General features: G+C 52.7%; 22 protein-coding genes and 1 other RNA gene. 15 read left to right on the top strand and 8 right to left on the bottom strand.

Annotation, left to right across the window (positions count from 1 at the left end):
- Positions 1 to 38: 38 nt before the first annotated feature.
- Positions 39 to 617 (bottom strand): UPF0149 family protein, encoded by a 579-nt coding sequence (locus tag RO22_RS02235; RefSeq protein ID WP_039857873.1) that lies wholly within the window; start codon positions 615 to 617, stop codon positions 39 to 41.
- Positions 618 to 798: 181 nt separating this feature from the next.
- Between RO22_RS02235 and RO22_RS02230 the strand changes: the two genes are divergently transcribed.
- The 3 genes from RO22_RS02230 (at position 799) to RO22_RS02225 (ending at position 2,077) form a co-directional block, all read left to right on the top strand.
- Positions 799 to 1,098: a cell division protein ZapA gene (locus RO22_RS02230; RefSeq protein WP_022521011.1), complete on the top strand. Its 300-nt coding sequence runs from the start codon at positions 799 to 801 to the stop codon at positions 1,096 to 1,098.
- A gap of 92 nt (positions 1,099 to 1,190) precedes the next feature.
- Positions 1,191 to 1,373: non-coding RNA, 6S RNA (gene ssrS, locus RO22_RS24000), on the top strand.
- A 47-nt stretch (positions 1,374 to 1,420) separates the two neighbouring features.
- Positions 1,421 to 2,077 (top strand): 5-formyltetrahydrofolate cyclo-ligase, encoded by a 657-nt coding sequence (locus RO22_RS02225; RefSeq protein WP_009286373.1) that lies wholly within the window; start codon positions 1,421 to 1,423, stop codon positions 2,075 to 2,077.
- A 403-nt stretch (positions 2,078 to 2,480) separates the two neighbouring features.
- Here the strand turns inward: RO22_RS02225 and ilvA are convergent, their stop codons facing one another.
- Positions 2,481 to 3,995: a threonine ammonia-lyase, biosynthetic gene (gene ilvA, locus RO22_RS02220; protein ID WP_009286372.1), complete on the bottom strand. Its 1,515-nt coding sequence runs from the start codon at positions 3,993 to 3,995 to the stop codon at positions 2,481 to 2,483.
- Positions 3,996 to 4,170: 175 nt separating this feature from the next.
- Here ilvA and rpiA point away from each other — a divergent pair, with 175 nt between their 5' ends.
- Positions 4,171 to 4,845, top strand: coding sequence for a ribose-5-phosphate isomerase RpiA (gene rpiA, locus RO22_RS02215; RefSeq protein WP_027958479.1), 675 nt, complete (start codon positions 4,171 to 4,173; stop codon positions 4,843 to 4,845).
- A gap of 23 nt (positions 4,846 to 4,868) precedes the next feature.
- On the opposite strand, the gene waaA is transcribed toward rpiA, so the two are convergent.
- Genes waaA through RO22_RS02200 form a run of 3 tightly spaced genes read right to left on the bottom strand, consistent with a single transcriptional unit; the run spans position 4,869 to position 8,689 of the window.
- Positions 4,869 to 6,161, bottom strand: a complete 1,293-nt coding sequence (gene waaA / locus RO22_RS02210) for a lipid IV(A) 3-deoxy-D-manno-octulosonic acid transferase (protein ID WP_027958480.1) — start codon at positions 6,159 to 6,161, stop codon at positions 4,869 to 4,871.
- A 10-nt stretch (positions 6,162 to 6,171) separates the two neighbouring features.
- Positions 6,172 to 7,602, bottom strand: coding sequence for a bifunctional D-glycero-beta-D-manno-heptose-7-phosphate kinase/D-glycero-beta-D-manno-heptose 1-phosphate adenylyltransferase HldE (hldE, locus tag RO22_RS02205; RefSeq protein ID WP_027958481.1), 1,431 nt, complete (start codon positions 7,600 to 7,602; stop codon positions 6,172 to 6,174).
- A complete protein-coding gene (locus RO22_RS02200; RefSeq protein WP_041157470.1) occupies positions 7,592 to 8,689 on the bottom strand; it encodes a glycosyltransferase family 9 protein in 1,098 nt (365 codons plus the stop codon). The genes hldE and RO22_RS02200 overlap by 11 nt, the downstream gene beginning before the upstream one ends.
- On the opposite strand from RO22_RS02200, the gene RO22_RS02195 reads away from it, so the two are divergent.
- From RO22_RS02195 to RO22_RS02160, 8 genes are all read left to right on the top strand, one after another.
- Positions 8,688 to 9,407, top strand: a complete 720-nt coding sequence (locus tag RO22_RS02195) for a 3-deoxy-D-manno-octulosonic acid kinase (RefSeq protein WP_041157469.1) — start codon at positions 8,688 to 8,690, stop codon at positions 9,405 to 9,407. The two genes, RO22_RS02200 and RO22_RS02195, sit on opposite strands and share 2 nt — an antisense overlap.
- A gap of 102 nt (positions 9,408 to 9,509) precedes the next feature.
- Positions 9,510 to 10,883 carry an O-antigen ligase family protein gene (locus RO22_RS02190; protein WP_084625225.1) on the top strand — a complete coding sequence of 458 codons (1,374 nt, stop codon included), beginning with the start codon at positions 9,510 to 9,512 and terminating at the stop codon, positions 10,881 to 10,883.
- A complete protein-coding gene (locus RO22_RS02185; protein ID WP_041157467.1) occupies positions 10,880 to 11,824 on the top strand; it encodes a glycosyltransferase family 8 protein in 945 nt (314 codons plus the stop codon). The genes RO22_RS02190 and RO22_RS02185 overlap by 4 nt, the downstream gene beginning before the upstream one ends.
- On the top strand, positions 11,821 to 12,975 hold the full coding sequence (locus RO22_RS02180; protein ID WP_041157466.1) for a glycosyltransferase: 1,155 nt from the start codon (positions 11,821 to 11,823) through the stop codon (positions 12,973 to 12,975). Before RO22_RS02185 ends, RO22_RS02180 begins: the two co-directional genes overlap by 4 nt.
- Entirely contained in the window at positions 12,972 to 13,754 is a 783-nt protein-coding gene (locus RO22_RS02175) for a glycosyltransferase family 2 protein (RefSeq protein WP_022521019.1), read from the top strand. The genes RO22_RS02180 and RO22_RS02175 overlap by 4 nt, the downstream gene beginning before the upstream one ends.
- A 3-nt stretch (positions 13,755 to 13,757) precedes the next feature.
- A complete protein-coding gene (locus RO22_RS02170) occupies positions 13,758 to 14,795 on the top strand; it encodes a glycosyltransferase family 4 protein (RefSeq protein WP_041157465.1) in 1,038 nt (345 codons plus the stop codon).
- A complete protein-coding gene (locus tag RO22_RS02165) occupies positions 14,795 to 15,772 on the top strand; it encodes a glycosyl transferase family 90 (protein WP_052475486.1) in 978 nt (325 codons plus the stop codon). The genes RO22_RS02170 and RO22_RS02165 overlap by 1 nt, the downstream gene beginning before the upstream one ends.
- Before the next feature lie 170 nt (positions 15,773 to 15,942).
- Positions 15,943 to 17,523: a sulfatase-like hydrolase/transferase gene (locus RO22_RS02160; RefSeq protein WP_101148389.1), complete on the top strand. Its 1,581-nt coding sequence runs from the start codon at positions 15,943 to 15,945 to the stop codon at positions 17,521 to 17,523.
- On the opposite strand, the gene waaF is transcribed toward RO22_RS02160, so the two are convergent.
- Together waaF and rfaD are read right to left on the bottom strand one after the other, a co-directional pair.
- Entirely contained in the window at positions 17,513 to 18,556 is a 1,044-nt protein-coding gene (gene waaF / locus RO22_RS02155) for a lipopolysaccharide heptosyltransferase II (RefSeq protein ID WP_041157464.1), read from the bottom strand. The two genes, RO22_RS02160 and waaF, sit on opposite strands and share 11 nt — an antisense overlap.
- Positions 18,549 to 19,505 (bottom strand): ADP-glyceromanno-heptose 6-epimerase, encoded by a 957-nt coding sequence (gene rfaD / locus RO22_RS02150; RefSeq protein WP_039857862.1) that lies wholly within the window; start codon positions 19,503 to 19,505, stop codon positions 18,549 to 18,551. Before rfaD ends, waaF begins: the two co-directional genes overlap by 8 nt.
- A gap of 109 nt (positions 19,506 to 19,614) precedes the next feature.
- On the opposite strand from rfaD, the gene glyQ reads away from it, so the two are divergent.
- The 3 genes from glyQ (at position 19,615) to gmhB (ending at position 23,370) form a co-directional block, all read left to right on the top strand.
- Positions 19,615 to 20,586: a glycine--tRNA ligase subunit alpha gene (gene glyQ / locus RO22_RS02145; RefSeq protein ID WP_041157463.1), complete on the top strand. Its 972-nt coding sequence runs from the start codon at positions 19,615 to 19,617 to the stop codon at positions 20,584 to 20,586.
- Entirely contained in the window at positions 20,586 to 22,652 is a 2,067-nt protein-coding gene (gene glyS, locus RO22_RS02140; RefSeq protein ID WP_041157462.1) for a glycine--tRNA ligase subunit beta, read from the top strand. Before glyQ ends, glyS begins: the two co-directional genes overlap by 1 nt.
- Before the next feature lie 169 nt (positions 22,653 to 22,821).
- Positions 22,822 to 23,370, top strand: coding sequence for a D-glycero-beta-D-manno-heptose 1,7-bisphosphate 7-phosphatase (gene gmhB, locus RO22_RS02135; protein ID WP_041157461.1), 549 nt, complete (start codon positions 22,822 to 22,824; stop codon positions 23,368 to 23,370).
- 250 nt (positions 23,371 to 23,620) lie between these two features.
- Here the strand turns inward: gmhB and gyrB are convergent, their stop codons facing one another.
- Positions 23,621 to 26,041 carry a DNA topoisomerase (ATP-hydrolyzing) subunit B gene (gene gyrB, locus RO22_RS02130; protein WP_009286362.1) on the bottom strand — a complete coding sequence of 807 codons (2,421 nt, stop codon included), beginning with the start codon at positions 26,039 to 26,041 and terminating at the stop codon, positions 23,621 to 23,623.
- Positions 26,042 to 26,082: the final 41 nt, after the last annotated feature.

The raw sequence follows: 26,082 nt of genomic DNA, 5'->3' as shown, positions 1-26,082 counted from the left end.
GGTCGGACAGCATAGCGGCTCCTATCTAGGCAACGGGATTAGTGAACGGGTGCGTCAGTTTGCTCGACTTGCGGCATACCAGGGTGCTGCTCGGTATACAGCAGCATAGCGGCCATGCGGGCATGCTCGGTAAGCGCAAACAGATCGTTTTCGTTTTCGGGGCTGTCGTCGATATCGGTATCTATCCGACCCAGCGCCTGCAAGTCATCAATCGCCTCACGGAGCGCCTGAGACCAACGCTCGCGCAGCTCGTTGTCGGCCACTTCATCGATCACCTCAATAAAGCCCAGCGTCCACTCTTTAAGACCCTGCGCCTGCTCGCCCAGGGAGAACAGCTCGTCGGGTAGCAGTGGGGTATAGTCCAGGTCGCTGGCGCTAAGCGCCTCTACGGTTTGCCGCCGCCAGCCTAATAGCCGCTCGGCACTTGCCTGATCGCGGGGCTGCTCAACACCAAGGCTCTGGCAGACTTCGTCCAACCAAGCCTCTGCATTCACATCGCGTAACGCCAGCAGCGCACATAAGCGGCCATCCAAAAAAGCCGGCGACTGCATGCTGCCATGGAGAAGAAAGACATCTGCGACATCGGAGAAGTCCTGACGCTCATCAATCAATGACATAGTATTTAATAACCTCGTATTTACTGGGCGTGTGGGGGATAGGGTGGCGGCAATGGTACGAGATGCACTCGCCCGCGCGTTGACCGCGCACAAGTGCCTCTCTTATAGTGAGTGACACCTATCTTCCTATGCTGTGATGTTAACGCATTGGGCCCCTTGCTGGCCCGTGCTGGAGTCTTTGATGAGCAACGCCAAGCGGCCAACCAAAGAAATAACCCTATTAGGGCGCGGCTATATCATTGCCTGCGACACGGGCGAAGAAGCCAAACTTGATCGCGCCGCGCGCTACTTAGACCGCGCCATGCAGGGTATCAATGCCCAAAGCAGCGTGCTGGGGAGTGAGCGTGTGGCGATCATGGCGGCCCTCAATATCACCCACGAACTTCTTGAAGCCATGGATGAGCACCGTGCCGGTGAAGAGAGCCTGAACCGTTTAAATGAGCGTCTTGAGCGGGCATTATCCAAAACGCGCCAGTCTTAGGCTTTACCTGAAAGCGCTGTCAACGATCTAAAGACTCGGCGAACGTTTAACCCAGACCTTTGGCATTAGCCGTCGCTCTGTTAGGATGGCGGGGTTCTCTGGGGTGTACGCCAGTCGTTATAGTCCCTCGAGCCTATGCGTAATACCCAGGGGGCCAAATGCTAGCCAGGCCCGTGTGCATGTCCGTGCGTCGGAAAGCCTGACGGTCTGGCTGCGGCCACCCACCTGAACCAGTAGGTTCAGGGCCAGAATGACAGCGGCACTCTGGAGAACACCCAAAGTCTAGGCTATGCGAAAATATAGAGGATAAAAGAATATCTGCATGGAAAGCCTCTATCTGGACGACGATAAGCGCGCGCTCCGCCGCTCTTTACGTCACCAACGCCGAGCCCTTTCTGAGCATGAGCAACGCCTTGCGGCACAGCGCTTGTGCCAACGATTGAAAACCCTGCCTGAAATACGCCGCGCACGGCGCTTAAGTCTTTATCTGCCTGTCAACGGCGAAATCGATCCTACCCCGCTTATTCCCTGGCTACGTCAGCGTAACGTCAATATTTATCTCCCGGTTTTACGTCCGTTTAGCGCTAACCGCCTGTGGTTTGTTGCCTACCGTCCTGACACCCCAATGATAAAAAACCGTTTTGGTATTTGGGAGCCTGACGTGAGATTCAGTGCCCAGCGGCGTAATCGGCTGCCCACTTGGGCGCTAGATACGCTGATTGTGCCGCTAGTCGGATTTGATGCTAATGCAAACCGCATGGGCATGGGGGGTGGATTTTACGACCGCAGCTTAGCGTTCATGCACCGCCCCGGCCCATCGCCTACTTTGATTGGCGTCGCCCATGCCTGCCAACAGGTGGCTTCTCTGCCTGTGGAGCCATGGGATGTGCCTTTACAGGTGGTGGTCAGTGACCAAGGCTACGTTCGCCGGCAATCGCTGTCCTTAAAAACTGGCCATAAAAAAGGGCTGACCCCATAAAGGATCAGCCCCTCTCGTCTGCTATCTGTCACCTTGCGGGGAATTAGCTTCCCGACAACGCCTGCGCATAGCCGGTAGCCAGCACTCCTAATGCAAATACCACCATCAACGCCATTACCATATCAGGCTTCTTCCGCCGCATGCCGCTTCTCCAACACCTTTACCGTTGCCGAATGTGCTAAATCCACCACACTTTACGGTTTCAAAAGGGTGGCAGATTTGCTTAATTTCGTTCACGACTATAGGGCTATTAGGCCATCGTTGACAACTAGTTTAGCGACCTTTTTTAGCCTCATTTCTGAGGATTAAGTTACGTTATGTTACTAGCAGCTCTGACGTTAAAGGTAAGCAACCACTTACACACAACTATTTACGCACGTCTTATGCTTACCGCAGGGCAGCGCTAAGCCATAAATAATCGGTAGGCCGGATTATCGCTTTCACGCCAGTAACGGTAGCCGATGGCATCTAAGTACTCTGCCACATGAGTACGGTCACCGTTTGGGACTTGCATTCCCACCAACACTCGGCCGTAGGCAGCGCCATGGTTGCGATAATGAAATAGCGAGATGTTCCAGTCGTGTGGCAACTGCGTCAAAAAGTTCATCAGCGCACCGGGGCGCTCGGGGAACTCAAAACGGTATACCTCTTCTTCGAAACGTTCGCTGGGGCGGCCACCACTTAGGTGACGAATATGCAGTTTCGCCAGCTCATTGTCAGTCAAGTCTTCTACTTGATAGCCACTCTCACGCAGCTTGTCGATCACTGCCTGTCGATCTTCACCGCCGGGCTTAACCTGCACGCCTACATAGATATGCGCTTCACTGCTGTCAGCGTAGCGATAGCTAAACTCGGTCACCATACGCTTGCCTAGCGTGCGGCAAAACTTCTTAAAGCTACCGGGTTTCTCGGCAATGGTCACCGCCAGGATCGCTTCACGCTGCTCGCCTAGTTCCGTGCGCTCGGCAATGTGCTGTAGGCGATCAAAATTGGTATTGGCGCCTGAGTTAATGCACAGCAGCGTCTCGCCTTCGGCACCGGTCTGCTGCACGTATTTTTTTAGCCCTGCCAGCGAGAGCGCGCCAGAGGTTTCCGCCACGGCACGGGTATCTTCAAAAATATCTTTCACCGCTGCACACATTTCATCGGTATTGACGGTGATAACGCCGTCAATCAGATCTTTGATCAACGAAAACGGCACCTCGCCAATTTGTGCCACCGCGACGCCTTCGGCAAATACACCCACTTGCTCGAGCACCACACGCTCACCCGCCTCTAAGGCGGCTTTGAGGCAGGCGCTGTCTTCGGCTTCGACACCGATTACTTTGATATCCGGGCGGAGGTACTTCACATAGGCCGCGACACCGGCGATCAAACCACCGCCGCCAACCGGCACGAAGATGGCGTCTAAGCGCCCAGCGTGTTGGCGCAGAATTTCCACGCCGATGGTGCCTTGACCGGCCACCACATCAATATCGTCAAACGGCGGAATATAGGTGTAACCGTGCTCTTTGATCAGCTCTTGAGCATGCTCGGCTGCAGCAGCGAAGGCATCCCCTTTGAGGATGACCTTGGCGCCCCGGGCGCGCACCGCCTGCACTTTGATATCGGGGGTAATACGCGGCATCACAATGACGGCTTTGACACCCATCAGCTTCGCGGCCATGGCCAGCCCTTGAGCATGGTTACCGGCGGAAGCGGCAATCACGCCTTTATCTTTTTGATCCTGGGTGAGCTGCGCCATTTTGTTATAAGCGCCACGGATTTTGAACGAAAACACCGGCTGTAGATCTTCGCGCTTAATCAAAATCTGGTTGTTGAAACGACGCGACAAAAAGGGTGCAGGGGAAATCGGGGTCTCACAAGCGGCTTCATAAACGCGGGCTTGGAGGATCTTTTTGACGGTTGCTTCGAGCATGCGGGTATCCCAAGGGAAGAACGTGAACGGACAAAGCTTTTATTGGTAGCAGATTACGTATAGCGGCGTCTAGCCGCGTTTCCATCGGCAGGCAACGTTTAGGCCGTTATACTAACGCCACTACCTCTTTTCTCTAACTCTCCTCTGACTCACAAGGCTATTTATGAACCAAGCTATGAACCAGGATGAATTAAAGGCCGCCGTGGCGGACGCCGCCATTGCAGAAATTAAATCTCAGTTGGAAAAGGATACCATCTTAGGCATTGGCACCGGCTCCACGGCTAACCTGTTTATTGATCGCCTGGGGCCCCTGCGCCATCATTTTAAAGGCGCGGTGGCGAGCTCTAAGGCAAGTGCCGAGCGCCTTGAGAAACTGGGCATTGAAGTTTTTGAGCTCAATAGCGTTGGCACAGTTCCTTTTTACATCGACGGTGCGGACGAAGTAAATGCTAACTTACATATGATTAAAGGCGGCGGTGCTGCGCTTACCCGAGAGAAAATCGTGGCTGCCTGTGCCGAACGCTTTATCTGCATTGCTGATGGCTCAAAGTACGTGCCTCAGTTAGGTCATTTTCCGCTGCCGGTAGAAGTCATCCCCATGGCTCGCTCCTATGTCGCCCGCGAGCTGGTAGCGCTTGGTGCCGAGCCGGTTTATCGCCAGGGGGTAGTCACCGATAATGGCAACCAAATCATCGACTGCTTTGAATTTATGATCGAAGACCCGGTAGCCATGGAGGCGCGTATCAACGCTATCGTCGGTGTGGTGACCAATGGCTTGTTTGCCGCCCGCGGCGCCGATGTTCTGCTGCTGGGCAAAGAAGATGGCGTGGAGCGCATAGCGCTTAAATAAAGATTCTTCGATACAGGCACTGGCTAACGAGACAGTAACGACGCCAATCCTGTCAGGGTGCGATCAAGTGCGCCTTTTTGCGTCTCAATCACCGCGCGGCCAGCGCGCCCAGCCTGTTGGGCGCGCTCAGGGTTAGCAAAGTAGTCCGCCAAGGCATCTGCCAGGGCATCCGAGCTATCGACCAGCGTTAGCGCACCTGCCGCTTGAAGCGGTTCAGCAACATCGGCGAAGTTCTCAATTGAGAAACCGCTAAGCACCGGCCTACCGAGCGCCGCTGGTTCAAGCACATTGTGCCCGCCCAACGGCACTAGGCTGCCCCCCACAAAGGCCACACGACCTGCTGCATAAAGAGCGGCCAGTTCACCGAGCGTATCCCCCAGGTAAACCTGAGTTTGCTTTGTGGCAGGCTGCTGTAGGCTGCGGCGGCTTAGTGTCCAGCTTTCTGTTTGGCAAAGTTTAGCCACCTCATCAAAGCGCTGGGGGTGACGAGGCACCAGCACCAGCAACGCGTTCGGATAGCGCCTAAGTAGCTGACGATGGGCTTGAAGCACAAGTGCTTCTTCGCCGTCTCGGGTGGAGCCCGCTACCCAAACCGGACGCTCTCCCCATTCTTGAAGTAAGCGCTCACTCTCTTCAGACACCTTATCTTGGCAAGCTATTTCAAATTTCAGCGAACCAACGATGCGTGTAATATCCGTGCCGCAGCCAAGGGCATTAAAGCGTTCGGCATCTGCCGGTGATTTTGCGGCTAGCCAGCTAATATTGGCGAGCGTGCTGGCCATTAGCGGGCGCAGGCGTTGGTAGCGCTTAAAGGCGCGGGGCGATAGGCGACCATTCACCACTGCCACCGGCACACCCTGCTGGCGACAGGCGTGGATCAGGTTGGGCCACAGCTCGGTTTCAAACAGGATCGCAAGTTCGGGCTGAACGCTGCGTACAAAGCGTCTGGCAGCACCGGGAAAATCCAACGGTAGGAAGCGATGGGTAAGCCTTGCTTGATCGCTTGGGGTTTGCTCGCTAATAAGCGCTTGAGACTGCTGAGCACCTGTCGCAGTCATGGTAGTGAGCAGCAGGCTATGCGTTGAATAACGCGCTAGTAGCCCCTCAATCAACGGTCGAGCGGCGCGTACTTCTCCCACCGAGGCACAGTGCAGCCAAATACGTGGCGCGGAAGGCAGCGGTTCGAGGCGTAAACCCAGCCGCTGAAGGCGTGAGTAAGTGGGTACTTGCTCACGCCATATGCGCCAGCCAATCAGCGGTGAGAGCGCATACAGTGCCGCTGAGTAGGCAAGCCGAGGCCAGGCAGGTGAAGACATCAGAGGTTTCTTAGCGTTCACGATCTAGAATCGAACTAATCATCGCCGAGGTCGAAACGCCATCTTCAAAGCCCAGTACTTTAACCTCACCACCATTAGCGATAACGGCCGCGCCCCCGGCGATATCTTCTGGACGATAATCGCCACCTTTGACCAAGATATCGGGTAGCACCGCTTCGATCAGCGCCTGAGGGGTGTCGTCACTGAACGGCACAACCCAATCGACGGCCCCTAACCCCGCCAACACCTGCATCCGCCGGTTAAGCGGATTAATCGGACGTTTGGGCCCTTTCAGGCGACCAATAGAGGCGTCGTCGTTAACCGCGACGATTAAACGGTCACCCAGACGTTTAGCCTGCTCCAGGTAGGCGACGTGGCCCGCATGCAAAATATCAAAGCAGCCGTTGGTCATGACCACCCGCTCACCGCGTAGCTGGGCAGCACGCACCGCCTCGATCAATACATTCGGTTCAATCACCCCAAACTCGGCCAGCTTATCGCCGTGTAAGGCAGTGTAGAGCTCGGCGATAGAGAGCGTGGCCGTGCCCGGTTTGGCCACTACCAACCCTGCCCCCAAATTAGCCAGCATCATTGCTTCGGGAAAGGCGTGGCCTGCCGCTAGCGCTAGCCCCATTAAGCCAATAACGGTATCGCCTGCCCCTGTTACATCGAAAACTTCCTGAGCGCGGGTGGGTAGGTGTAGCGGCGCATGCCCTTCACGAATCAGCGTCATGCCTTTTTCGCTGCGAGTAATCAGCAACGCTTCCAGCTCCAACTCAGCACGTAGCGCTTCACCCCGTCGGGATAACTCGGCATCGGACGCACAATGACCCACCACGGCTTCAAATTCGGTCAGATTGGGAGTGATTAAACTTGCCCCACGGTATTTGCTGAAATCCTGCCCTTTCGGATCGATTAGCACGCGCTTGCCCTGAGCTCTTGCGTTGGCTATCAGGTTCTCCACTTGGTTCAGTGTGCCTTTGCCGTAGTCGGAAAGGATCACTACGTCGCAGTCGGGGAGCACCTTTTCTACCTGAGTCACCAGCTCACTGGTATCGACACTGTCCAAGCGCTGCTCGAAATCCAGGCGCAGCAACTGCTGGTTACGACTCATCACACGCAGCTTGGTAATCGTGGGTATCTCAGCGCTACGTTGAAAGTAAGTACTCACACCCGAGGCAGTCAAACTGGCTTGTAGAATCTGCGCGTTGTCATCGTCTCCGATCACGCCCGCCAGCACCGCGTGGCCGCCCAGGGAGGTAATGTTCAGCGCCACATTAGCCGCTCCGCCTGGACGGTCTTCAACATCTTCTACCCGAACTACTGGCACAGGCGCTTCGGGGGAAATCCGCGAGGTACCTCCATGCCAATAGCGGTCAAGCATGACATCGCCGACCACCAGTACACGGGCATGTTCTAACGCGGTTAAATCAATCTTCATCGATGCTCCCTGCGCTGGCAGTCAAAGCGGTATGCGCCAGCAATGTATCCAGTTTAGCGATAACGTCGTCTGCTTTAATCAGCATCATGGCGCTTGGGTGCCGCACCCGTTGGCCCCAGCTCACCTCGTTTACCGACTTATGCAGATAAGTACGTACCGCGTCAGGGTAAGCGTTGACCGCAAAATCACGCCACAAATAGGGCGCGGCGCGCTGGGGATTGGTCGATGCATAAAGACCCAATGCCGGCGTTCCCATGGCATTGGCCATATGGATAGGGCCGGTATCCGGCGCTATCACCGCTTGGGCTTGATCGATCAGCGCTAAAACCCCTTTCAATGAGGTGCCGCCGATGGCGTTAATGACACTGGCTGGCTGACAGAGCGCTTCAATTTGCTCGCCTATTTCACGCTCCAGAGCACTGCCGCCACCGGTCAATACGCTTTTAAGACCGTGCTGCACCCAAGCATGTTCAATCACGCTCGCGTAACCCTCTACCGACCAGTTGCGAAAATTACGCAGGCGTACGTTGCTACACGGGTTAATAACGAGGTAAGGGGTCTCACCGCTGATCACCTGAGCCTCATTACGTGCCGTATCGGGCACAGGTAAATCCCACGCTAAGCGGTCATCCTCTACCCCGAGCACCCGGGCGAAGTCCATAAAGGACTCCAGCACATGGGCATTAGGGTGCGGCGCAAGCTGATGCTGGGTGAACCAGTGCTGAGCATCTTTGGCACGCGCCTTGTCATAGCCCACACGTACGTCGGCCTTCAGCCCAAGCGACAGCACGCTGGCCCGAATAGCCTGCTGCATATGTAGCAACACATCGAAGCGCGTATCGGCAAGCTGCCGCCATAACGCGCGCATTCCGGCAATACCGGTCGACTTGTCGTAAACAACGAACTCGACCCCGGAAAGCCCCGCCAGTAGACTGTGCTCCCCCTTACCGATAATCCAGGTAATGCGCGCATCGGGCCACTGGCGCTGCAACGCCCGCACCGTGGGCACGAGATTGCACACATCTCCTAGGGCGGAGAGGCGCAAAATGGCAATGTGGTTAGGCTGAACAGGCAGAGAGGGCTTCATGCGCTTAGCGGCACTCCGGCAGAGAAATTGGCTGATTTTACATGATGTAGACAGTTTATGTGACGCACCGGGAACACACCAAATTGATCCAGACTTATTCACTCGCGATTACTGGCGTGAGCGCGGATTAATTGTGGGCGAAGCGCCTGGCCGGGGCAGTAGTCTGTTTTTACAGGCAACGCCGACCGAGCAGTGGGTATTAAGGCCCTATCGCCGGGGGGGCATGGCGGCCAAACTCAGTGAAAAGCGCTACCTATGGACTGGCGCTGAGCGCACCCGGGCATTTCGTGAACTGCGCTTAACTGCCACGCTTTTTGAGCAAGGACTACCGGTGCCCCGCCCCGTCGCTAGTGGTGTAACGCGCTATGGGCTTACTTATGAAGCCGCGTTGATCACCGTGCGCATTGCTGGCGCCAAAGCATTCGCTGAGCTACTCGTCAACGATCTGGCGGATGAAGCGTTGTTAAAGCGTGTAGGTGCTATGATTTACCGCTTTCATCAAGCGGGGCTTGATCATGTTGACCTGAACGCCCGCAATATTTTGATCGACCCCAGTGGCACACCTTGGTTGATTGACCTTGATCGCTGCCGCCTCCGTGCGGCGGGAAAGTGGCAGGAAAAGAATTTAGCTCGCTTAGAGCGCTCGCTAAGAAAGTTTTCTGCCATCTCCCACAGTTCAGGATTAATGGGCAGCATTCGACAAGGTTACTGTAGTTAAATTTTTATCGCGACTTGTTAAAACAGCTTTTAAAATACCGGTCAGTTCACCAATGAACATTAATTTTTCATAGATGCAGCAAACAACTGAGAAACTGAGTATATGTTAAGAAAGATCCCTTCAAGCTTATGGGAAACACATTATTTTGGAAAAACGCCCCTACCCTTAATAGCGATAGGCGTATTAACTACGTTGTTTTATGTTTTTTCAAAGCCTCACTTTGATGATTTTAGCGACTTCAATAAATTAGTACTATCTCTCTCTGGTTTAATTAGCATTAAAATTTATGCCGCACCAGTATGGAAACACCCTGTTTTTCATATGTTTTGGTGGGCCTTACTATTAGCAGTATGTCATTGGTTTTTTTTAACACTGGCACTTCCTGATCTGGCAGGTGACTACCCTAAACTGGATCACATTGCCCGACTGTTTGTATTTATTATATTTGCATGGTGGCTTGCTGGCAGCACACAGAACACGCTACTTTTCTGGAGTATTGCTAGCGCAGCTGTCGTATTGGCGCCATGGATCGCTGGCGATGGCCTCGCTGATTTTCAGCGTGGTTTTCTCGGCGAACGCATTGGGTTTGGTATTCGTAACGTTCAGCATTCAGCGATGTTTTTCGGCACAGTACTGCTTGGATTGCTTATTTTTTTACCACGGCTGTTAAGGGCTCCTCTACAACACTATGGCAAACTAAGTTTATGGGTACTCGCTTTTATTATCATTATAGCCGGCGTTATCATTTCACAAACTCGCGCCACTTGGCTAGGTGTGATAGCAGGCCTATTAACGGCACTTTTCTTAATCTTTATTGAGCATCGGAAAAGTTTTTCAAAAAAATATCTACTCATATTTTTTATTTTATCAGCATGCCTGGCGATTCTTATTATTACCAATAGCTCTTTAGTCATTGAAAGAGCTACTGCAGAATTGGATACCATTCAGGCACTACTGAGAGGTGACTGGAGTTCTGTTCCCCTATCAACCAGTGAAGTACGCTCTAGTGTAGGAGAGCGACTATATAGTTGGCGCGCCGCGATCGATATGATTGCCCAACGCCCCTTGCTAGGCTGGGGTGAGCAAGGCATTGATTATCTATTTGATAACATCCAATATAATCAAGCACACTATCAAGCTTTAAATTTTGGTCATCTACATAACCTCTATCTTGAAATCACACTACAGTATGGCTTGTTAGGTCTAGCTGCTTACTTTTATCTACTAGGGTGGTTTATAGCAAACGCATGGTTTGCTTGGAAGCGTGGCGACATGCCGGGTGATGTACTGCTATTTTTCTATGCTTTTTTATGCTTTTGGAGTGTAATTAATCTTTTTGAATCATATTTGATATTTTGGACAGGTGTATTTCTGTTTAATGTTGTTATGGCGGGCGGCCTCGTCCATATATGGAAACCCACATTGCGCACTAACAGTTCAACACCCTCTGTTATATCAGGAAAGGATCGCAAATGATTGATATTGTCCTGTGCTCCGATGAGGCTTATATAGATAAAGCCGCTGCCGTGATAGCGTCAACCGTTTGTCACAGCGAGACACCTGAGGCGCTGCATTTCTATATATTAGGATACAAACTATCTGCAAATACTCATCAAAAGCTGCACAACTGGTTTACGACACTGCCTGCTGAGCTAACGATCATTGAAGCTGAGAATAGTCGCTGGCCCGAGTTAACATTGGGCCGTTTTGGGCCCGCCGCCATGCTGCGTCTAGGCATGCACAACTGGCTGCCACCAAGCTGCCAGAAAGTTATTTATTTAGACTGTGACCTTGTAGTGCTAGACGATATCGCCAATTTGTTGGCATTCGACATACAGGGCGCTCCCATCGCTAGTGTGGCTAATCTACAAGGAACCGAGCAGAGTAGAATGGGCCTTGGTTATCAACACTATTTTAATTCCGGCGTCCTTCTGGTGGATCTAGAAGGATGGAAAGCTCGCAATGTGCTAGATCAAGTAGAGCAAATATTAAAGCAGCACGATTACACCTTAAGTTATCCCGATCAGGACGCATTAAATCTCATTTTCCAAGACTGGTATCGACTACCCATGCGCTGGAATATGCAGCCGTACGCTTATCCGGCCGTAGAAAAAAAAGCAGCTCACTATGCTGATTGGCAGAAGGAACTTGAACACGCTATCCGTGAACCCGCGATCATACATTTTATTGGCGCACGTAAACCATGGCACGCCGACAGCCGCCACCCACTTGCCTATTTGTATCGGCACTATCTTTCGTTAACACCGTGGCAGCCATCTGTACAAGCTACTCGACCTTCCCTGCAACGACGTCTGAAGCAAATGCTGGCGTGGTTTAAGAATCGGCGGCGTCGCCAGCGGTTGCAGTGCAGTCCTGTGATGCAACTTCCGCCCCACCAAAAGGACTCGCCCACATGAAGGTATTGATTGTCGTGCGTACGTTAAAAATAGGTGGCATGGAACGGGTTGCGGTAAACCTTGCTGACGCCTTTGCGGAACACGGCCATGAGAGCCATTTGATGTACTTTAAGCCGCGCCCCCCTCAGTTAGAACCAAGCAATAAGCGAGTCAAAGTTCACCATTTCGCACTGTCTCGTGCCATGTGGACATCGGGTGTGGGTGGCATTATTGAGGTGGTAGCACGCCTGCTCAATAGCGTGTTAAGGAAAAGCTATTTTTTATTATCAGGCTGGTGGGGTGGAAAACTTTTTCGTCGCGAAGTACGTCGCCTTGAGCGCCAATATGGCGCTTTTGATCGAATTATTTTCCGCGGCATTGGTACCTTTGAAACGGTATGGTCCTTCCAAGACCCCCGCGCCTGTTATGTTCTGGAAAATATCGTCAAAACTACCGGAAGTCATGCCCCTTGGCTAGAGCGACTAAAAGCACGCTGTCTGTTTCATAACAAACACTTAGTAACCGTATCCCACGGCGTCGAAAAGCAAATCGCCACTGCCATGCAGACGCTACAAGTCAAGCCGTCCTCGCTGAGAACCATCACCAATCCATGCCCTTTAGGGGCTATTCGAAAGGCTATGTGCGAAGACTTCCCGGAGCGACCCAATTCTCCATATTTACTCAATGTAGCCCGCTTGGTACCGCAGAAAAACCATCACCTTCTACTGCGGGCGTATGCCAAGATGCGCACAACGCTTCCACTGGTGATTGTCGGCGAGGGGCCACTGCGCAAAGAACTGGAAGCGCTAGCCGTTGAGCTGGGTATTGCGGCACGGGTTACGTTTACCGGTCGCCAACTAAACCCTTATCCTTGGATGCATCATGCACGCCTATTCATCTTGAGCTCTGCCCACGAAGGTCTTGGCATCGTATTACTTGAAGCACTGGCCTGCCAAACGCCGATTGTCTCGGTCGATTGCCCAGGCGGGGTACGTGATATTATGGCCGGTGAGCTGGAAGCTTATCTGTGTGAAATGACACCGGAGGCGTTAGCAGCCCGTGTCGATGCCATTCTTGATGCTGACGGCTATGCTATTGATGGACGTTGGCTGGAACGTTTTTCTCCAGCGCACATTACGACTGCCTTTTTGCAAGAGATGCCTGCTTCATGATATCGGCTAATATTATTACCTTTAACGAAGAAGCCAATATTGCGGACTGTATTGCTTCCGCTCGCCAAGTATGTGAAGACATCGTTGTGGTGGATTCAGGCAGCCAAGACCGCACCACCGCTATCGCGCGTGAGTTAGGTGCCAAGGTGGTTCAACAAGCCTATTTAGGTGACGGCGTTCAAAAAAATATCGCGCTAGCGCACGTAAAGTACGACTGGGTGCTCAGCTTAGACGCCGATGAACGCCTAACGCCAGAGATGGTCGAAGCGATTGGACAACTAGACCTAGCTGCAACCGAGCATGACGCCTTTGCCTTTCGTCGCCGCAATATGATTGGCTCACGCTGGATTAGAGTCTGTGGCTGGTATCCCGATTACTGTATTCGGCTCTACAACCGGCACCATGCTCGCTTTGCTGATGTAAAACAGCATGCCAGCATAGGGGCTGCCAACCCCAAGCGACTTAACGCAGATATAGTGCATTACTCCTTTGCTAACTTAGGTCAGTTATTTGCCAAGCCAGGGCGAAACTTCAGCGGTCGTGCGGCCAAAATCATGTTTCAAAAGGGGAAGCGGGCCAACTCCTTTTCACCGTTTGCGCATGGCCTGAATGCCTTTGTACGCAAATACATATTCCAGCGAGGCTTCATGGGCGGAGTAGACGGCATGACCGTTGCGATCAGCGCAGGTCTCAATAGCTACTTGAAGTATGCCAAGCTACTCGAATATCAACGCGATCCCAAAGTGCTTGAAGCGGAAGACTTTAATAAGGTTTGGTGATTGATGCATATTACTCATGTAAATTTGGCGCGTGGTTTTCGCGGTGGAGAGCGTCAAACTGAGTTATTAATTAAAACGTTAGCAGAGCATGCACCAAACGATATTGCACAAACGCTGGTTTGCCGTCGAGACTCGCCCATGCGCCAGCACCTGCAGAGTGTAGCGCGACTCAACTTTCAAGCAGCCAATCACCAGTTAGCGGGGCATTTTGATCTCGGCGGGACACAGCTGGTACATGCCCACGATGCAAAAGGCGTTCATTGGGCTTACTTACACTACCGTTTAAAAGGCACGCCCTATTTAATTACACGCCGTGTCGACTCGCCCGTCAAACGTAAGTGGTTTAATCAGCAGTGTTACTCTCAAGCATCCGCCAGGGTTGCCCTCTCCCACGTCATAAAGCGTCTGCTGGAAGACAATCAGTGTGGCGACGTTACCTTGATACCCAGTGCCTATGCGCGCTTAACGCCCTCGCCTGAGGCGACCAAAAGTTTTCGCAATGATTTTGCCGATAAATTTTTGGTCGGCCATGCAGGCGCCATGGTTGACCGTCATAAAGGTCAGCGAGTGCTATTGCAGGCTGCGCAGAAGCTTGAGCATCAAGCGCCTGATATACAGTTTATTTTTCTAGGTGACGGTGAAGATGCAGAAACGCTAAAAGCAGAATCCTCGTCACTTAGCAATGTTTCCTGGCTGGGATTTAAAAGCAATATTGCCGACTATCTAGCTGGCCTGGATGTGTTTGCATTTCCTTCACGCAATGAAGGCCTGGGATCTGTGCTGCTGGATGTCATGCAGCTAGGCGTTCCTGTCATTGCTACCAAGGTTGGCGGCATACCCGATATCGTCAAGCACGAACAAACGGGGTTGCTGATACCGTCCGGCGACGCCGATGCACTGGCTAACGACATTATGCGATTAAGGCAGGATCCCGCTCTTCGGCAACGATTGGCCCAAGGAGCCACTGAACGTTTAGATCATTATAGCCCTCAGTCAATGACTGCAGCGTACTGGCACCTCTATCAAACAATAGTGAGTTAATGATTATGCTTGCAGCTTCTGCAAAAGCGCATAAAAATCTTCATAAACTAGGCTTTTATGCGCAACATACCGTTCACCGCCTAATTCCCAGTACGTTTCTGCAACGGCAAAGATTAAATTTACTTCGCTCATTAAAGCAATTGTCAAAAGAGGAGCAGCAGCAGTTACTTCTCCGAGTTAACTACTGTAATCAACTGGAAAACAACGTTGAACTGCCTAAGGAGGCTATAAGTTTATCTAGTTTCAAACGCGAGAAAAGCGGCACTTATTACTTGGATTTGCTCAGTGTGCTGCGCTATTTTCCGCCTGAACTACGCTTCTGCCATCGCTTTGGTGATGTAACCACCGTGCCGGATGCACCTACCTTAGTGAAAAGCCGGCCCATTAATGACCACAATCAAAACTCAGTTTTACTTAAGTTAAACCGTGTTCGTCATTACTACACGGTGAAAGATCCTCACCGCTATGATGACAAGCTTGACCTTGTGGTATGGCGTGGTTCTTGTCATCAAGAACATCGGCGACAATTCATTCGAGACTTTTATGATCACCCGCTATGTAATGTGGGCGATATTCACAAAAATGCGCAAGGTCAGCCCTGGCATAGCCAATTTATGTCGGTACTGGAGCAACTGAAATATAAATTCGTACTCAGTATCGAAGGCAAAGATGTTGCAACGAATCTCAAATGGATAATGGCCTCTAATTCACTCTGTTTTATGCGACAACCGCGCTTTGAAACATGGTTTATGGAAGGCACTTTGTTACCTGACTATCACTATGTGCAGCTCAAAGATGATTACTCAGACCTTGAGGAGAAAGTCACCTATTACCTTGAAAACCCCGCGGCGGCGAAAAAAATTATCGGTAATGCTAACCGCTACTTCGCTCAATTTATGAATACTGATAAAGAACGCTTGATGGGTCTTTTGGTTATGCAGAAATATTTCGAGCGCACCCATCAACTTCTCCCGTAGTAGCCGTTATCATCAGAGCTATCAATTTTCTGTAGTGTCCCCTTTTTCACTGTTTATATTAGGTAAATGTCATCATACGTTATCGCTCTTTCATTGCATGGGATACCGCTAGGCTAGCCACCATTGCATTGACACTAATTGGCCTCAGCCTGGGTTACACGGTCACGGTAATGACCCGTCTGCCCTGGTGGACGCTATTTTTAGTAGCGGCCGCATGGATTGGTGTGGGGCTTAAGCTGCGCTGGGGCCAGCCTGCCAATGCTCGCTATCGTAAAATGTGGCCCTGGTCGCTTGTACCGTTAAGTCTTTGGGGTGTGTACGTTTACTTGGCGGACAGCTTTGGCATTGTCGATTTGGGTGCGGTGTTTTTTCACCTCCAGGCAGGCATAGCCAAGCATGGTGGCGCAGGCAAAATGATTTCCGCGGTGCTCTATACGTTAATAATGATTGGCGTACTGGCGGCCGTGACGTGGCTATCACGCCACGACCAGCGCTGGCGGTTAGCCGAGCGCTTTTTCGCTATTATATTATTGGCTAGCAACCCGCTACTTTATGGCATAAGCCAACGCAGCGCGGCCATTGTCACTGATGACGGCGCCTGGCTGGATCGACGCTACAAGCCGCCCCCTGCCGAGGAACTTAGGGACGCCCCTAACTTACTCATTCTGTATTTGGAAAGCATAGAGCGTACCTACTCTAATGACATATTTGGGGACGCCTACGCCAGTCTCAACGCCCTAGGGGAACGAGGTGCCGTTTTTGAGGGCGTGCGCCAGATGGATAATACGGGCTGGACAATGGCGGGCATGATTGCCAGCCAGTGCGGCGTGCCATTGATGCCTGCTGGACTCCTTCACGACAGCCAGTTCGAGCCTCTTTCCAAGGTTGTTCCCGGGGTCGATTGTCTCGGCGACATTCTTGCTGCACAGGGCTACCAACTAAGCTATCTAGGCGGTGCTAGCACACAATTCGCGGGTAAAGGACTATTCTATCGCGGCCACCAATTCGATACGGTGAAAGGACGTGAAGATTTAGAGCCCCTGCTAGAGAATCCTGAGTATGTAAATAGCTGGGGCCTGTATGACGACACGCTGTATGACATCACCGCCGATGAGATCCGGCATTTAGATAGCCAGAATAGCGGCCCCTGGGGTGTAATTAGCCTCAATCTGGCGGGTCATGCGCCTAATGGTTATCCCTCCCAGTCGTGCGTGGAACGTCAAGGAGAGTTTGACGGCCAGGATATTCTTTATTCGGTGGAATGCGCGACTTGGCTGGCTCAAGATTTGGTTGAACGGTTGGATTCTGAGGGTCTTCTCGATAATACCTTGGTGGTCATACTGAGCGACCATCTGACGATGCGCGTTTCTGTGTGGGATCAATTGACCGCGCTAGACCGCGACAACACGCTGATAATGCTCGGCAACGATATCGAGCCACAGCGTATTCGCCGAGACGCTACCATGCTGGATGTTTTCCCCACGATACTCGATGCGCTGGGCTTTAGTTTAGAGCGCGACCGCGCTGGATTGGGCACTTCGCTTTTCAGCAATAATCGTACGCTGGTAGAGGCCCACGGTATCGAAGTGCTTAATGAGCGTTTACGGGAAGAGACGGCGCTTCAGCACCGCCTTTGGGAGGGCATTTCCCCTCAGCGGCGTGAGTCCGACGAGCCTTCTCAAGAAGTTACTCAAGAGCAAACCCTAGAGACGCCTGCTGACGCGGCAGACGAAGTCGAGCTCATCCATTAACGATCACGCTCTCCCACTGATGAGCCGCGTGAATCTGTTGGTAGACTTGCTCAACGCTGAGCAGATTCAGGCAATTGGTATGCCCCAACGGGCAGGTACGCTGAAAGCAGGGAGAGCAAGAGAGCGCTAGGTAGTGAATGACGGCGTTATCAGTGAGCGGCGGCGTGTAGGCGGGCGATGAGGAGCCATACAGCGCATGGACACGAACACCTACCGCTGCAGCCACATGCATTAACCCCGAGTCGTTGGTGACTACCTGCCGGCAATCCGCCAACAGATCGACCGCATCAGCCAGCTGCGTCTTACCACACAGGTTATGGGCATGGGAAAGCCCCTGTGTGATCTCCTCGCCCGCCGGGTGATCCTTTGCCCCCCCGAGTACGCGTACTTCAAACCCCTCTTCCACCAGCCGTTTGGCTAACTTGTGGAAGTAGCTGACCGGCCACTGCTTGGCAGGGCCGTACTCAGCGCCCGGCATCATGCCAATCGCCGTGCGGGAAGAAAGCGAGTGGTTCAGGCGTAAATTGACCAGATTATCGCGATCAATCTGCAGGCGTGGCTTGGGCAGCACAAAATCACCCCTAGCTGCTTCTTCCAGGGGTAGGCCCAAGGAAACAAAGCGCTTTACCGTTTGATCCAGCACCTGTTTATCGAGTTTGCGGCGCTCCTTGAGAAGCCCATAGCGGTGTTCGCCTAAAAAGCCTATGCGTTCAGGAATGCGCGCCATAAAGGGCACCAGCGCTGCCTTCCAAGAGCGTGGCAAGACAATGGCTCGGTCAAAACGGCCACGCAAACGGTTGGCCAGTTCACGGCGGCTGGCCAAGCCAAATTCACCGTGCCCCACTGCCAGCGGCAGCACTTCATCCACTTCGGGCATACGCTCTAAAATAGGCTGTGACCACTTTGGTGCAACCACCCCTATCGTCGCGCCTGGCTGGCGGGCTTTTAAGGTCATAAACAGGCTTTGTGCCATGACCATGTCACCGACCCACGAAGGGCCAATCACCAGCAAGCGCTGAGCTGAATTAGCCATTTAACCACCCCAAGTAGGCCTTCACCCCTTGAGCAACGGTTTTAAACTCAACATCGCAGCCGCTCTCACGTAGCTGACCAATGTCAGCTCGGGTATAGCTCTGATAGCGTCCTTTGAGTTCTTCGGGGAAGGCAATGTAGTCGATCTCACCTTTACCGTAAAAGTCGATAACCGCCTCGCCAATGGCTTTAAAAGGTTCAGCCCGACCAGTGCCAAGATTGAAGATTCCTGACTTGTCAGGATGATCCAAAAACCAAAGATTCACATCGACTACATCGCCCACATAAACAAAGTCACGACTCTGCATGCCTGCCTCGTAGCCGTCATAGCCGCCAAACAGCTTGAGCGTTTCACCATTACGAATTTGCAAGTGGTTGTGATAGGCCACACTGGCCATTTTGCCCTTGTGCTGTTCACGGGGGCCATAGACATTAAAGTAACGAAAGCCCACTACTTGAGTGGTTAACTCGCTCCAGCGCGAACGCACGTGCTGATCAAACAGCAGCTTGGAATAGCCGTAAACGTTAAGCGGCTTTTCGCATTCGGGTACCTCTTTAAATACCTCGCTGCCGCCATAGGTGGCGGCTGACGAGGCGTATAAAAAAGGAATACTCTGCTGCTCGCAGTAATTAAGCAGCACTTTGGAGTACTCGAAGTTATTCTCCATCATGTAGTGGCCATCCCATTCGGTAGTATCCGAGCAGGCGCCTTCATGGAAAATAGCATCGATTTTAGGTAGCTCGACGCTTTCACCGCGCAGGGCAGCTTTTACCCTGGCGAGGAAATCATCTTTATCGAGATAATCAGCCAGCGTGCAGTCGGCTAAATTGACGAATTTGGTACCATCGCGTAGATCGTCAACGACCATCACATCGTTTCGACCGCGGGCGTTCAATGCTTTAACTATGTTGGCCCCGATAAAACCGGCACCGCCTGTTACCACAATCATACTGTTCTCCTTACCTAAAGCAGCTTGTTGGCATACGTGCCTATAACCCATCTGCCTAGGATTGTATACTTGACGCCTTATGAATTCATGGCCAACGGTGCTTTCCGCGATGAGTGTCTCGACAAACCAATCGACACCCGATGTGTCGACCTTTCAAGGCTTGATCCTTGCTCTGCAGCAGTACTGGGCAGAACAGGGTTGTGTCATCCTTCAGCCGCTCGATATGGAAGTCGGCGCGGGCACCTTCCACCCCGCTACCTTCCTGCGGGCGATTGGTCCCGAAACCTGGAATGCTGCCTATGTACAGCCTTCCCGCCGCCCTACTGACGGCCGCTATGGCGAGAACCCTAACCGCCTTCAGCACTACTACCAATTCCAGGTGGTGATGAAGCCATCGCCAAGCAACTTGCAGGATCTCTACCTGGGCTCACTCAAACGCCTGGGTCTTGATCCGCTGGTTCACGATGTGCGCTTTGTCGAAGATAACTGGGAATCTCCTACTTTGGGCGCCTGGGGCCTGGGCTGGGAAATCTGGTTAAACGGCATGGAAGTGACCCAGTTTACCTACTTTCAGCAGGCCGGTGGCATCGAATGCTATCCGGTCACCGGCGAACTGACCTATGGGCTTGAGCGCATCGCCATGTACCTGCAGGACGTCGACAGTGTGTATGACCTCGTCTGGGCCATTGCCCCCGATGGCAGCAAAGTGACTTATGGCGATGTCTATCTGCAAAACGAGCGCGAACAGTCCGCCTACAATTTCGAACATGCCGATGTCGATCAGCTATTTGCTAACTTTGACCATCAGGAAAAAGAGTGCAGCAAGCTGCTCGCTGCCAGCCTGCCGCTGCCAGCCTACGAACAAGTCCTGAAGGCATCACACACGTTCAACCTATTAGATGCCCGTCACGCTATCTCGGTCACCGAGCGTCAGCGCTTTATCCTGCGCGTTCGCACTATGGCCCGGGATGTCGCCACTGCTTACTTTGAGTCGCGTAAGGCCGAAGGTTTCCCCATGGCGCCAGAAAATCTTCGCCGAGAACTGTTACAAGAGCTACTCGCCGATCAGGGAGACGACTAATGGCTGTTAATACGCTTTTACTAGAACTCGGCGCGGAAGAGCTGCCGCCCACGGCCCTGGACGCTCTTTCCGATGCGTTCGCCGCGAGCATCGAGAAAGGCCTGCAAGAAGCCGATGTTCCCTTCTCCAACGTTACCGCTTTTGCGACACCACGGCGTTTAGCGGTACAGGTGCATGAACTGGCCGACAAACAGCCTGATCGTGACGTTGAGCGCCGTGGCCCAGCGCTGGCAGCTGCCTTTAAGGATGGCGTTGCCACTAAAGCCGCGGAAGGCTTTGCCCGCTCTTGCGGTGTAAGCGTCGACGAGCTGATTCATTTAGAAACCGATAAAGGTACTTGGTTAGGTTTTCGTGAGCAGCAGCAGGGAGAATCTATTCAAGCGCTGCTGCCCGAGATTATCCGCAAATCAATCAGCACCCTCCCTGTGCCTAAAAACATGCGCTGGGGCGCTTCACGGGTTGAGTTTTCCCGTCCCGTTCATTGGCTGGTAGCCATTTACGGTAGCGACGTAGTGGCCGCCGAGGCACTTGGCCTAGAGGCTAGCTGCACGACCTACGGTCACCGCTTCCACGCCCCTGATGCCATTCAGTTGGCGCACGCTGATGAGTATGTGGCTACGCTGGAAAATGCCTATGTACTGGTGGATCGTGAGCAACGCCGCGAGCGCATCCGCGAACAGGTATTAGCAGAGGCCGAAGTGCAGGAGGCCAATGCGGTTATCGACGAAGAGCTTCTGGTAGAAGTGAGCGGCTTGGTGGAGTGGCCAATCGCCCTTACCGGTAGCTTTGATGAGCGCTTTCTGGAAGTGCCCGCCGAGTGCTTGATCTCTTCGATGAAGGCTAACCAGAAATATTTTCACCTGTTGGACGACGCTGGCAAGCTGAAACCGCTATTTATCACCATTGCCAATATCGACAGCGCTGACCCCGACCAGGTCATTGCCGGTAACGAGAAAGTCATTCGTCCGCGCTTAGCCGATGCAGCGTTTTTCTACGACACCGATCGCAAGTACACATTAGCGTCACGCATCCCACAGTTAGAGAGCGTGGTATTCCAGCAGCAGCTAGGCACCCTGGCGGATAAAGCTCGCCGCAGTTCGGTTATTGCGACATTTATTGCCGAACGTATCAATGGCGACGTGGCTCACGCTCAGCGCGCCGTGGCACTCGCCAAGTGCGACCTTGTGACGGAGATGGTGCTCGAATTCCCTGAACTTCAGGGCATTATGGGACGCTACTATGCGCAGCAAGATGGCGAACCCGCGGAGGTTGCCCAAGCCCTTGAAGAGCAATACCTGCCGCGCTTTGCTACTGATGCGATTCCCCAAAGTGCTACAGGCAAGGCATTAGCCCTGGCGGATCGACTGGATACCCTGGTAGGCATCTTCGGGATAGGCCAACGCCCAACCGGTGCGAAAGATCCTTTCGCTTTACGTCGTGCTTCGATTGGCGTGCTTAACATTCTGGTCAAAGGCGAGCTGGATCTTGACCTGCGCGAGCTGCTTACGGTTGCCTCTGAGCAGCACCAGGGCCTCCCCAAAGCTGACGGGCTGGTTGAGGACGTGCTGACGTACATGTTGGATCGCTTCCGCGCCTGGGGCCAGGATGAAGGCATCAGCGCAGAAATGTACCTTGCTGTTCGTGCGCGCCCAGTCACAAACCCTCTCGACTTCGCTCGCCGCCTGCGCGCTGTGAAGGCCTTTGCCCAGCGTGACGAAGCCACAGCGCTGGCGGCGGCTAACAAGCGCGTTTCGAATATTTTAAGCAAGCAGGAGCATGACGGCAGCACACAGGTCGATCAACACTTGCTGCAGGAAGATGCCGAGCGGGCACTGTTCGACGCTGTGACAGGTAGCCAAGCACAGGTGGCACCCCTATTTGCTGCGGGTGACTACCAGCGTGCACTCGACGCACTTGCCACACTGCGAGATCCAGTAGATGCCTTCTTTGACCAAGTAATGGTGATGGCGGACGACCCGGCTATTCAGCGTAATCGGTTAGCGCTTCTTGCAAGCCTTCAAGCGCTGTTTTTAGAAGTCGCCGATATTTCGCTGCTCCCTCAGTAGTCGTCGACTAATGGATCGCAAATCCCCAAGCCCAGCCCTAACGGCTGGGCTTTTTTTATTGTTTGGGGAGTACGTGTTTCACGTGAAACATCTTTGTTAGATCGGGGTAAAATAGTCTTAAATCTCGCGGGCAGAAAGTATCGCCGGCAACCGTACCAATAGGATCGCTATGCTAAGTGCCGATAAACTTGTCATCCTGGATCGAGACGGCGTCATCAACCATGACTCTGATAACTACATCAAATCTCTCGAGGAGTGGGTGCCCTACCCCTCTTCAATCACTGCCATTGCCCGCCTCACCCGCGCGGGATACACCGTTGCCGTCGCAACGAATCAATCCGGGATTGCCCGAGGCTATTATGATGAAGCAACCCTCCATACGATGCATGAACACTTAATTTCGTTAGTAGAAGCGGAAGGCGGGCATATTGCTCATATTGCTTACTGCCCCCATGGGCCAAATGATAATTGCCAATGCCGTAAACCATTGCCAGGAATGCTAATACAGATCCAGCAGATCCTGGGACTAGAAAGTTTAACGGGAAGCTGGATGGTCGGTGATAGCCTTCGCGATCTCCAGGCGGGCGAAGCCGTAGGTTGCAAAACAGCGCTGGTGAGAACTGGGAAGGGAAGTAAAACGGAGCAAGCAGGCGCTGGTCTTGAAAAGACCAATATCTTCGATGATTTAGCGCAATTTGTTGAATGGCTCATTAAATAGCTAAGCGACACCGAGCTGGTAGTCATGATCGCTCTGCGTTGCATGAGTAACTGTTGCATGAGAAATTTGGCTGAAACTAACTACCCTCTTCTGCTACACGTATCCTGATCCTGCCAATCTATCTATCAATAAAAAAAGCGTCGCTATGAATTTCATAGCGACGCCTGTCATAGTGGCATTAAACCATACTGAGGCTAAGGATCGTTAAAGCAGTGTTTCACGTGAAACATCTTAACGAAAGCAATCCACCTTACACGTCTAAATTTGCCACCAACGCGTTGGTCTCAATAAAGTCACGGCGCGGTTCTACATCGTCACCCATCAAGGTGTTGAACATCATATCGGCACCCACGGCATCTTCGATCGTCACCCGCAGCATGCGGCGGCTATCGGGATCCATGGTGGTGTCCCAGAGCTGATCCGGGTTCATTTCACCCAAGCCTTTATAGCGCTGTACAGACAACCCGCGCTGGCCCTCTTGCATTAGCCACGCCAGTACTTCCGAGAAGTGCGATACCGGCTTCTGCCGCTCGCCACGGGCAATAAAGGCGCCCTCTTCCAGGAAGCCATCCAGGGTTTCGCCCAGCTCAGCGATACCGCGATAGTCGGCGCTTTCAAAGAAGTCGAGGCCCCACCTATACTCAGTCGTCACACCGTGAGCAACCAGCGAGACGGTAGGTAGGAAAAGCCCGCGCTCAGAATCTTCGTGGAGATGGAAGTGGTAACGGGGCCCGCCTTCATAGGCAACCATGTCATCCATGATCTTCTGGAGTTCATCAATCCAGTTCTGCATGGTCACACGATCTTTCAGGCTCTCCTCACCTTTCAGTGCCGAAGCATGAACGATTTGCTTAAGTACTTCATTGGGATAAACCCGCGACAAGCGATCAATTCGCTTCATCACGTTGCGGTACTGGTTCACTAACGCTTCAAGCTGTGAGCCGGAAATACCCGGTGCATTAGCGTTAACATGCAGGCCGGCCCCATCCAAGGCCGTGGTGGTTAAATAATCCACCATCGCCTGTTCATCTTTCAGGTAAAGCTCTTGCTTGCCGCGCTTAATTTTATAAAGTGGTGGTTGAGCGATGAAGATATGACCACGCTCAATCAACTCCGGCATCTGACGGAAGAAGAACGTCAACAGCAGCGTACGAATGTGCGATCCATCGACATCGGCATCGGTCATGATAATAACCGAGTGGTAACGCAACTTATCGGGGTTAAACTCTTCACGGCCAATGCCGCAACCCAGGGCAGTGATAAGCGTGCCCACTTCTGCAGAGGAGAGCATTTTGTCGAAACGTGCTTTTTCCACGTTCAGAATTTTACCTTTGAGCGGCAAGATAGCCTGTGTACGGCGGTCACGGCCCTGTTTGGCACTGCCACCTGCCGAGTCACCCTCCACCAAGTAAAGCTCTGACTGACTGGGGTCTTTTTCTTGGCAATCCGCCAACTTGCCAGGTAAACCGGCAATATCCAGCGCGCCTTTGCGGCGGGTCATATCCCGCGCTTTGCGTGCCGCCTCACGTGCACGCGCGGCATCCAGCATCTTATTAACGATCGCCTTGGCTTCGTTAGGCTTTTCAACAAGATACTCGGAAAAGAGACGGCTCATTTCCTGCTCAACCGCTGTCTTCACTTCGCTGGAGACCAGCTTATCTTTTGTTTGAGACGAAAACTTAGGATCCGGGACTTTAACTGAAATAATAGCTGTTAGCCCCTCACGAGCATCATCGCCCGTGGTATTCACCTTGGCTTTTTTCAGCAGGTTTTCAGCTTCAATATAGTTATTGAGCGTACGGGTAAGACCTGCCCGGAACCCCGCCAAGTGCGCCCCGCCGTCTCGCTGCGGAATATTATTGGTGTAGCAGAAAATATTTTCAGTGAAGGCTTCGCTCCACTGCATGGCTACCTCTACTTCAACGCCGTCATCACGAACAGCGTTAAAGTGGAATACCGGATTAATCACACTCTTATTGGTATTGAGGTGATCAACAAAGGCTCTCAAGCCACCTTCGTAGTGAAACAGCTCCTCTTTGCCGCTGCGCTCATCCAGTAAACGGATAGCCACACCAGAGTTCAAGAAGGATAGTTCGCGAAGTCGTTTGGCTAAAATATCAAAATGGAACTCGATATTGCCAAAGGTTTCTGGCGATGGGCGGAAGTGAACCCGGGTACCGCTTTTTTCGGTTTTGCCCACAACGCCCAATGGTGCTTGAGGAACACCGTGACGGTACATTTGTTCGAACACTTCACCCTGACGCCAAATCGTTAAGCGCAGCTCAGCGGAAAGCGCATTGACAACAGAAACACCGACGCCGTGCAACCCACCGGAAACCTTGTAGGAGTTATCGTCGAATTTACCGCCTGCGTGCAGAACCGTCATAATAACTTCTGCAGCGGAAACACCTTCCCCTTCATGAAGCTCGGTAGGTACGCCACGGCCGTTATCACTCACGGTGACCGACTCATCCGGGTGGATGACAACGCGAATTTCACTGCAATGCCCAGCCAACGCCTCGTCGATGGAGTTATCCACCAACTCGAAGACCATGTGGTGGAGCCCAGTACCGTCGTCGGTGTCACCAATATACATACCTGGCCGCTTACGCACCGCGTCCAGCCCCTTGAGCACCTTGATGCTTGATGAATCGTAAGCCTGCTCGCTCATTGACCACTCCGTTGTGAAGTCTGTCTCATCCTGTATCGTCC

The organism is Halomonas sp. KHS3 (genome assembly GCF_000830495.1).
GTDB lineage: Bacteria > Pseudomonadota > Gammaproteobacteria > Pseudomonadales > Halomonadaceae > Vreelandella > Vreelandella titanicae.
The sequence above is the reverse complement of the archived record's forward strand: the minus strand, read 5'-3'. Positions and strand labels throughout refer to the sequence as shown.

Excerpts from the sequence above, each read along its gene's own strand:
- rpiA (WP_027958479.1), top strand. The coding sequence starts at position 4,171 with ATGAACCAGGATGAATTAAAGGCCGCCGTGGCGGACGCCGCCATTGCA.
- hldE (WP_027958481.1), bottom strand. The coding sequence starts at position 7,602 with ATGAAGATTGATTTAACCGCGTTAGAACATGCCCGTGTACTGGTGGTC.
- RO22_RS02165 (WP_052475486.1), top strand. The coding sequence starts at position 14,795 with ATGATTATGCTTGCAGCTTCTGCAAAAGCGCATAAAAATCTTCATAAA.
- gmhB (WP_041157461.1), top strand. The coding sequence starts at position 22,822 with ATGCTAAGTGCCGATAAACTTGTCATCCTGGATCGAGACGGCGTCATC.
- RO22_RS02180 (WP_041157466.1), top strand. The coding sequence starts at position 11,821 with ATGAAGGTATTGATTGTCGTGCGTACGTTAAAAATAGGTGGCATGGAA.
- waaA (WP_027958480.1), bottom strand. The coding sequence starts at position 6,161 with ATGTCTTCACCTGCCTGGCCTCGGCTTGCCTACTCAGCGGCACTGTAT.
- rfaD (WP_039857862.1), bottom strand. The coding sequence starts at position 19,505 with ATGATTGTGGTAACAGGCGGTGCCGGTTTTATCGGGGCCAACATAGTT.
- RO22_RS02160 (WP_101148389.1), top strand. The coding sequence starts at position 15,943 with ATGACCCGTCTGCCCTGGTGGACGCTATTTTTAGTAGCGGCCGCATGG.
- RO22_RS02175 (WP_022521019.1), top strand. The coding sequence starts at position 12,972 with ATGATATCGGCTAATATTATTACCTTTAACGAAGAAGCCAATATTGCG.
- RO22_RS02235 (WP_039857873.1), bottom strand. The coding sequence starts at position 617 with ATGTCATTGATTGATGAGCGTCAGGACTTCTCCGATGTCGCAGATGTC.
- RO22_RS02195 (WP_041157469.1), top strand. The coding sequence starts at position 8,688 with ATGCGCTTAGCGGCACTCCGGCAGAGAAATTGGCTGATTTTACATGAT.
- glyQ (WP_041157463.1), top strand. The coding sequence starts at position 19,615 with ATGAGTGTCTCGACAAACCAATCGACACCCGATGTGTCGACCTTTCAA.
- RO22_RS02200 (WP_041157470.1), bottom strand. The coding sequence starts at position 8,689 with ATGAAGCCCTCTCTGCCTGTTCAGCCTAACCACATTGCCATTTTGCGC.
- RO22_RS02230 (WP_022521011.1), top strand. The coding sequence starts at position 799 with ATGAGCAACGCCAAGCGGCCAACCAAAGAAATAACCCTATTAGGGCGC.
- RO22_RS02185 (WP_041157467.1), top strand. The coding sequence starts at position 10,880 with ATGATTGATATTGTCCTGTGCTCCGATGAGGCTTATATAGATAAAGCC.
- RO22_RS02170 (WP_041157465.1), top strand. The coding sequence starts at position 13,758 with ATGCATATTACTCATGTAAATTTGGCGCGTGGTTTTCGCGGTGGAGAG.
- RO22_RS02190 (WP_084625225.1), top strand. The coding sequence starts at position 9,510 with ATGTTAAGAAAGATCCCTTCAAGCTTATGGGAAACACATTATTTTGGA.
- RO22_RS02225 (WP_009286373.1), top strand. The coding sequence starts at position 1,421 with ATGGAAAGCCTCTATCTGGACGACGATAAGCGCGCGCTCCGCCGCTCT.
- glyS (WP_041157462.1), top strand. The coding sequence starts at position 20,586 with ATGGCTGTTAATACGCTTTTACTAGAACTCGGCGCGGAAGAGCTGCCG.
- waaF (WP_041157464.1), bottom strand. The coding sequence starts at position 18,556 with ATGGCTAATTCAGCTCAGCGCTTGCTGGTGATTGGCCCTTCGTGGGTC.
- ilvA (WP_009286372.1), bottom strand. The coding sequence starts at position 3,995 with ATGCTCGAAGCAACCGTCAAAAAGATCCTCCAAGCCCGCGTTTATGAA.
- gyrB (WP_009286362.1), bottom strand. The coding sequence starts at position 26,041 with ATGAGCGAGCAGGCTTACGATTCATCAAGCATCAAGGTGCTCAAGGGG.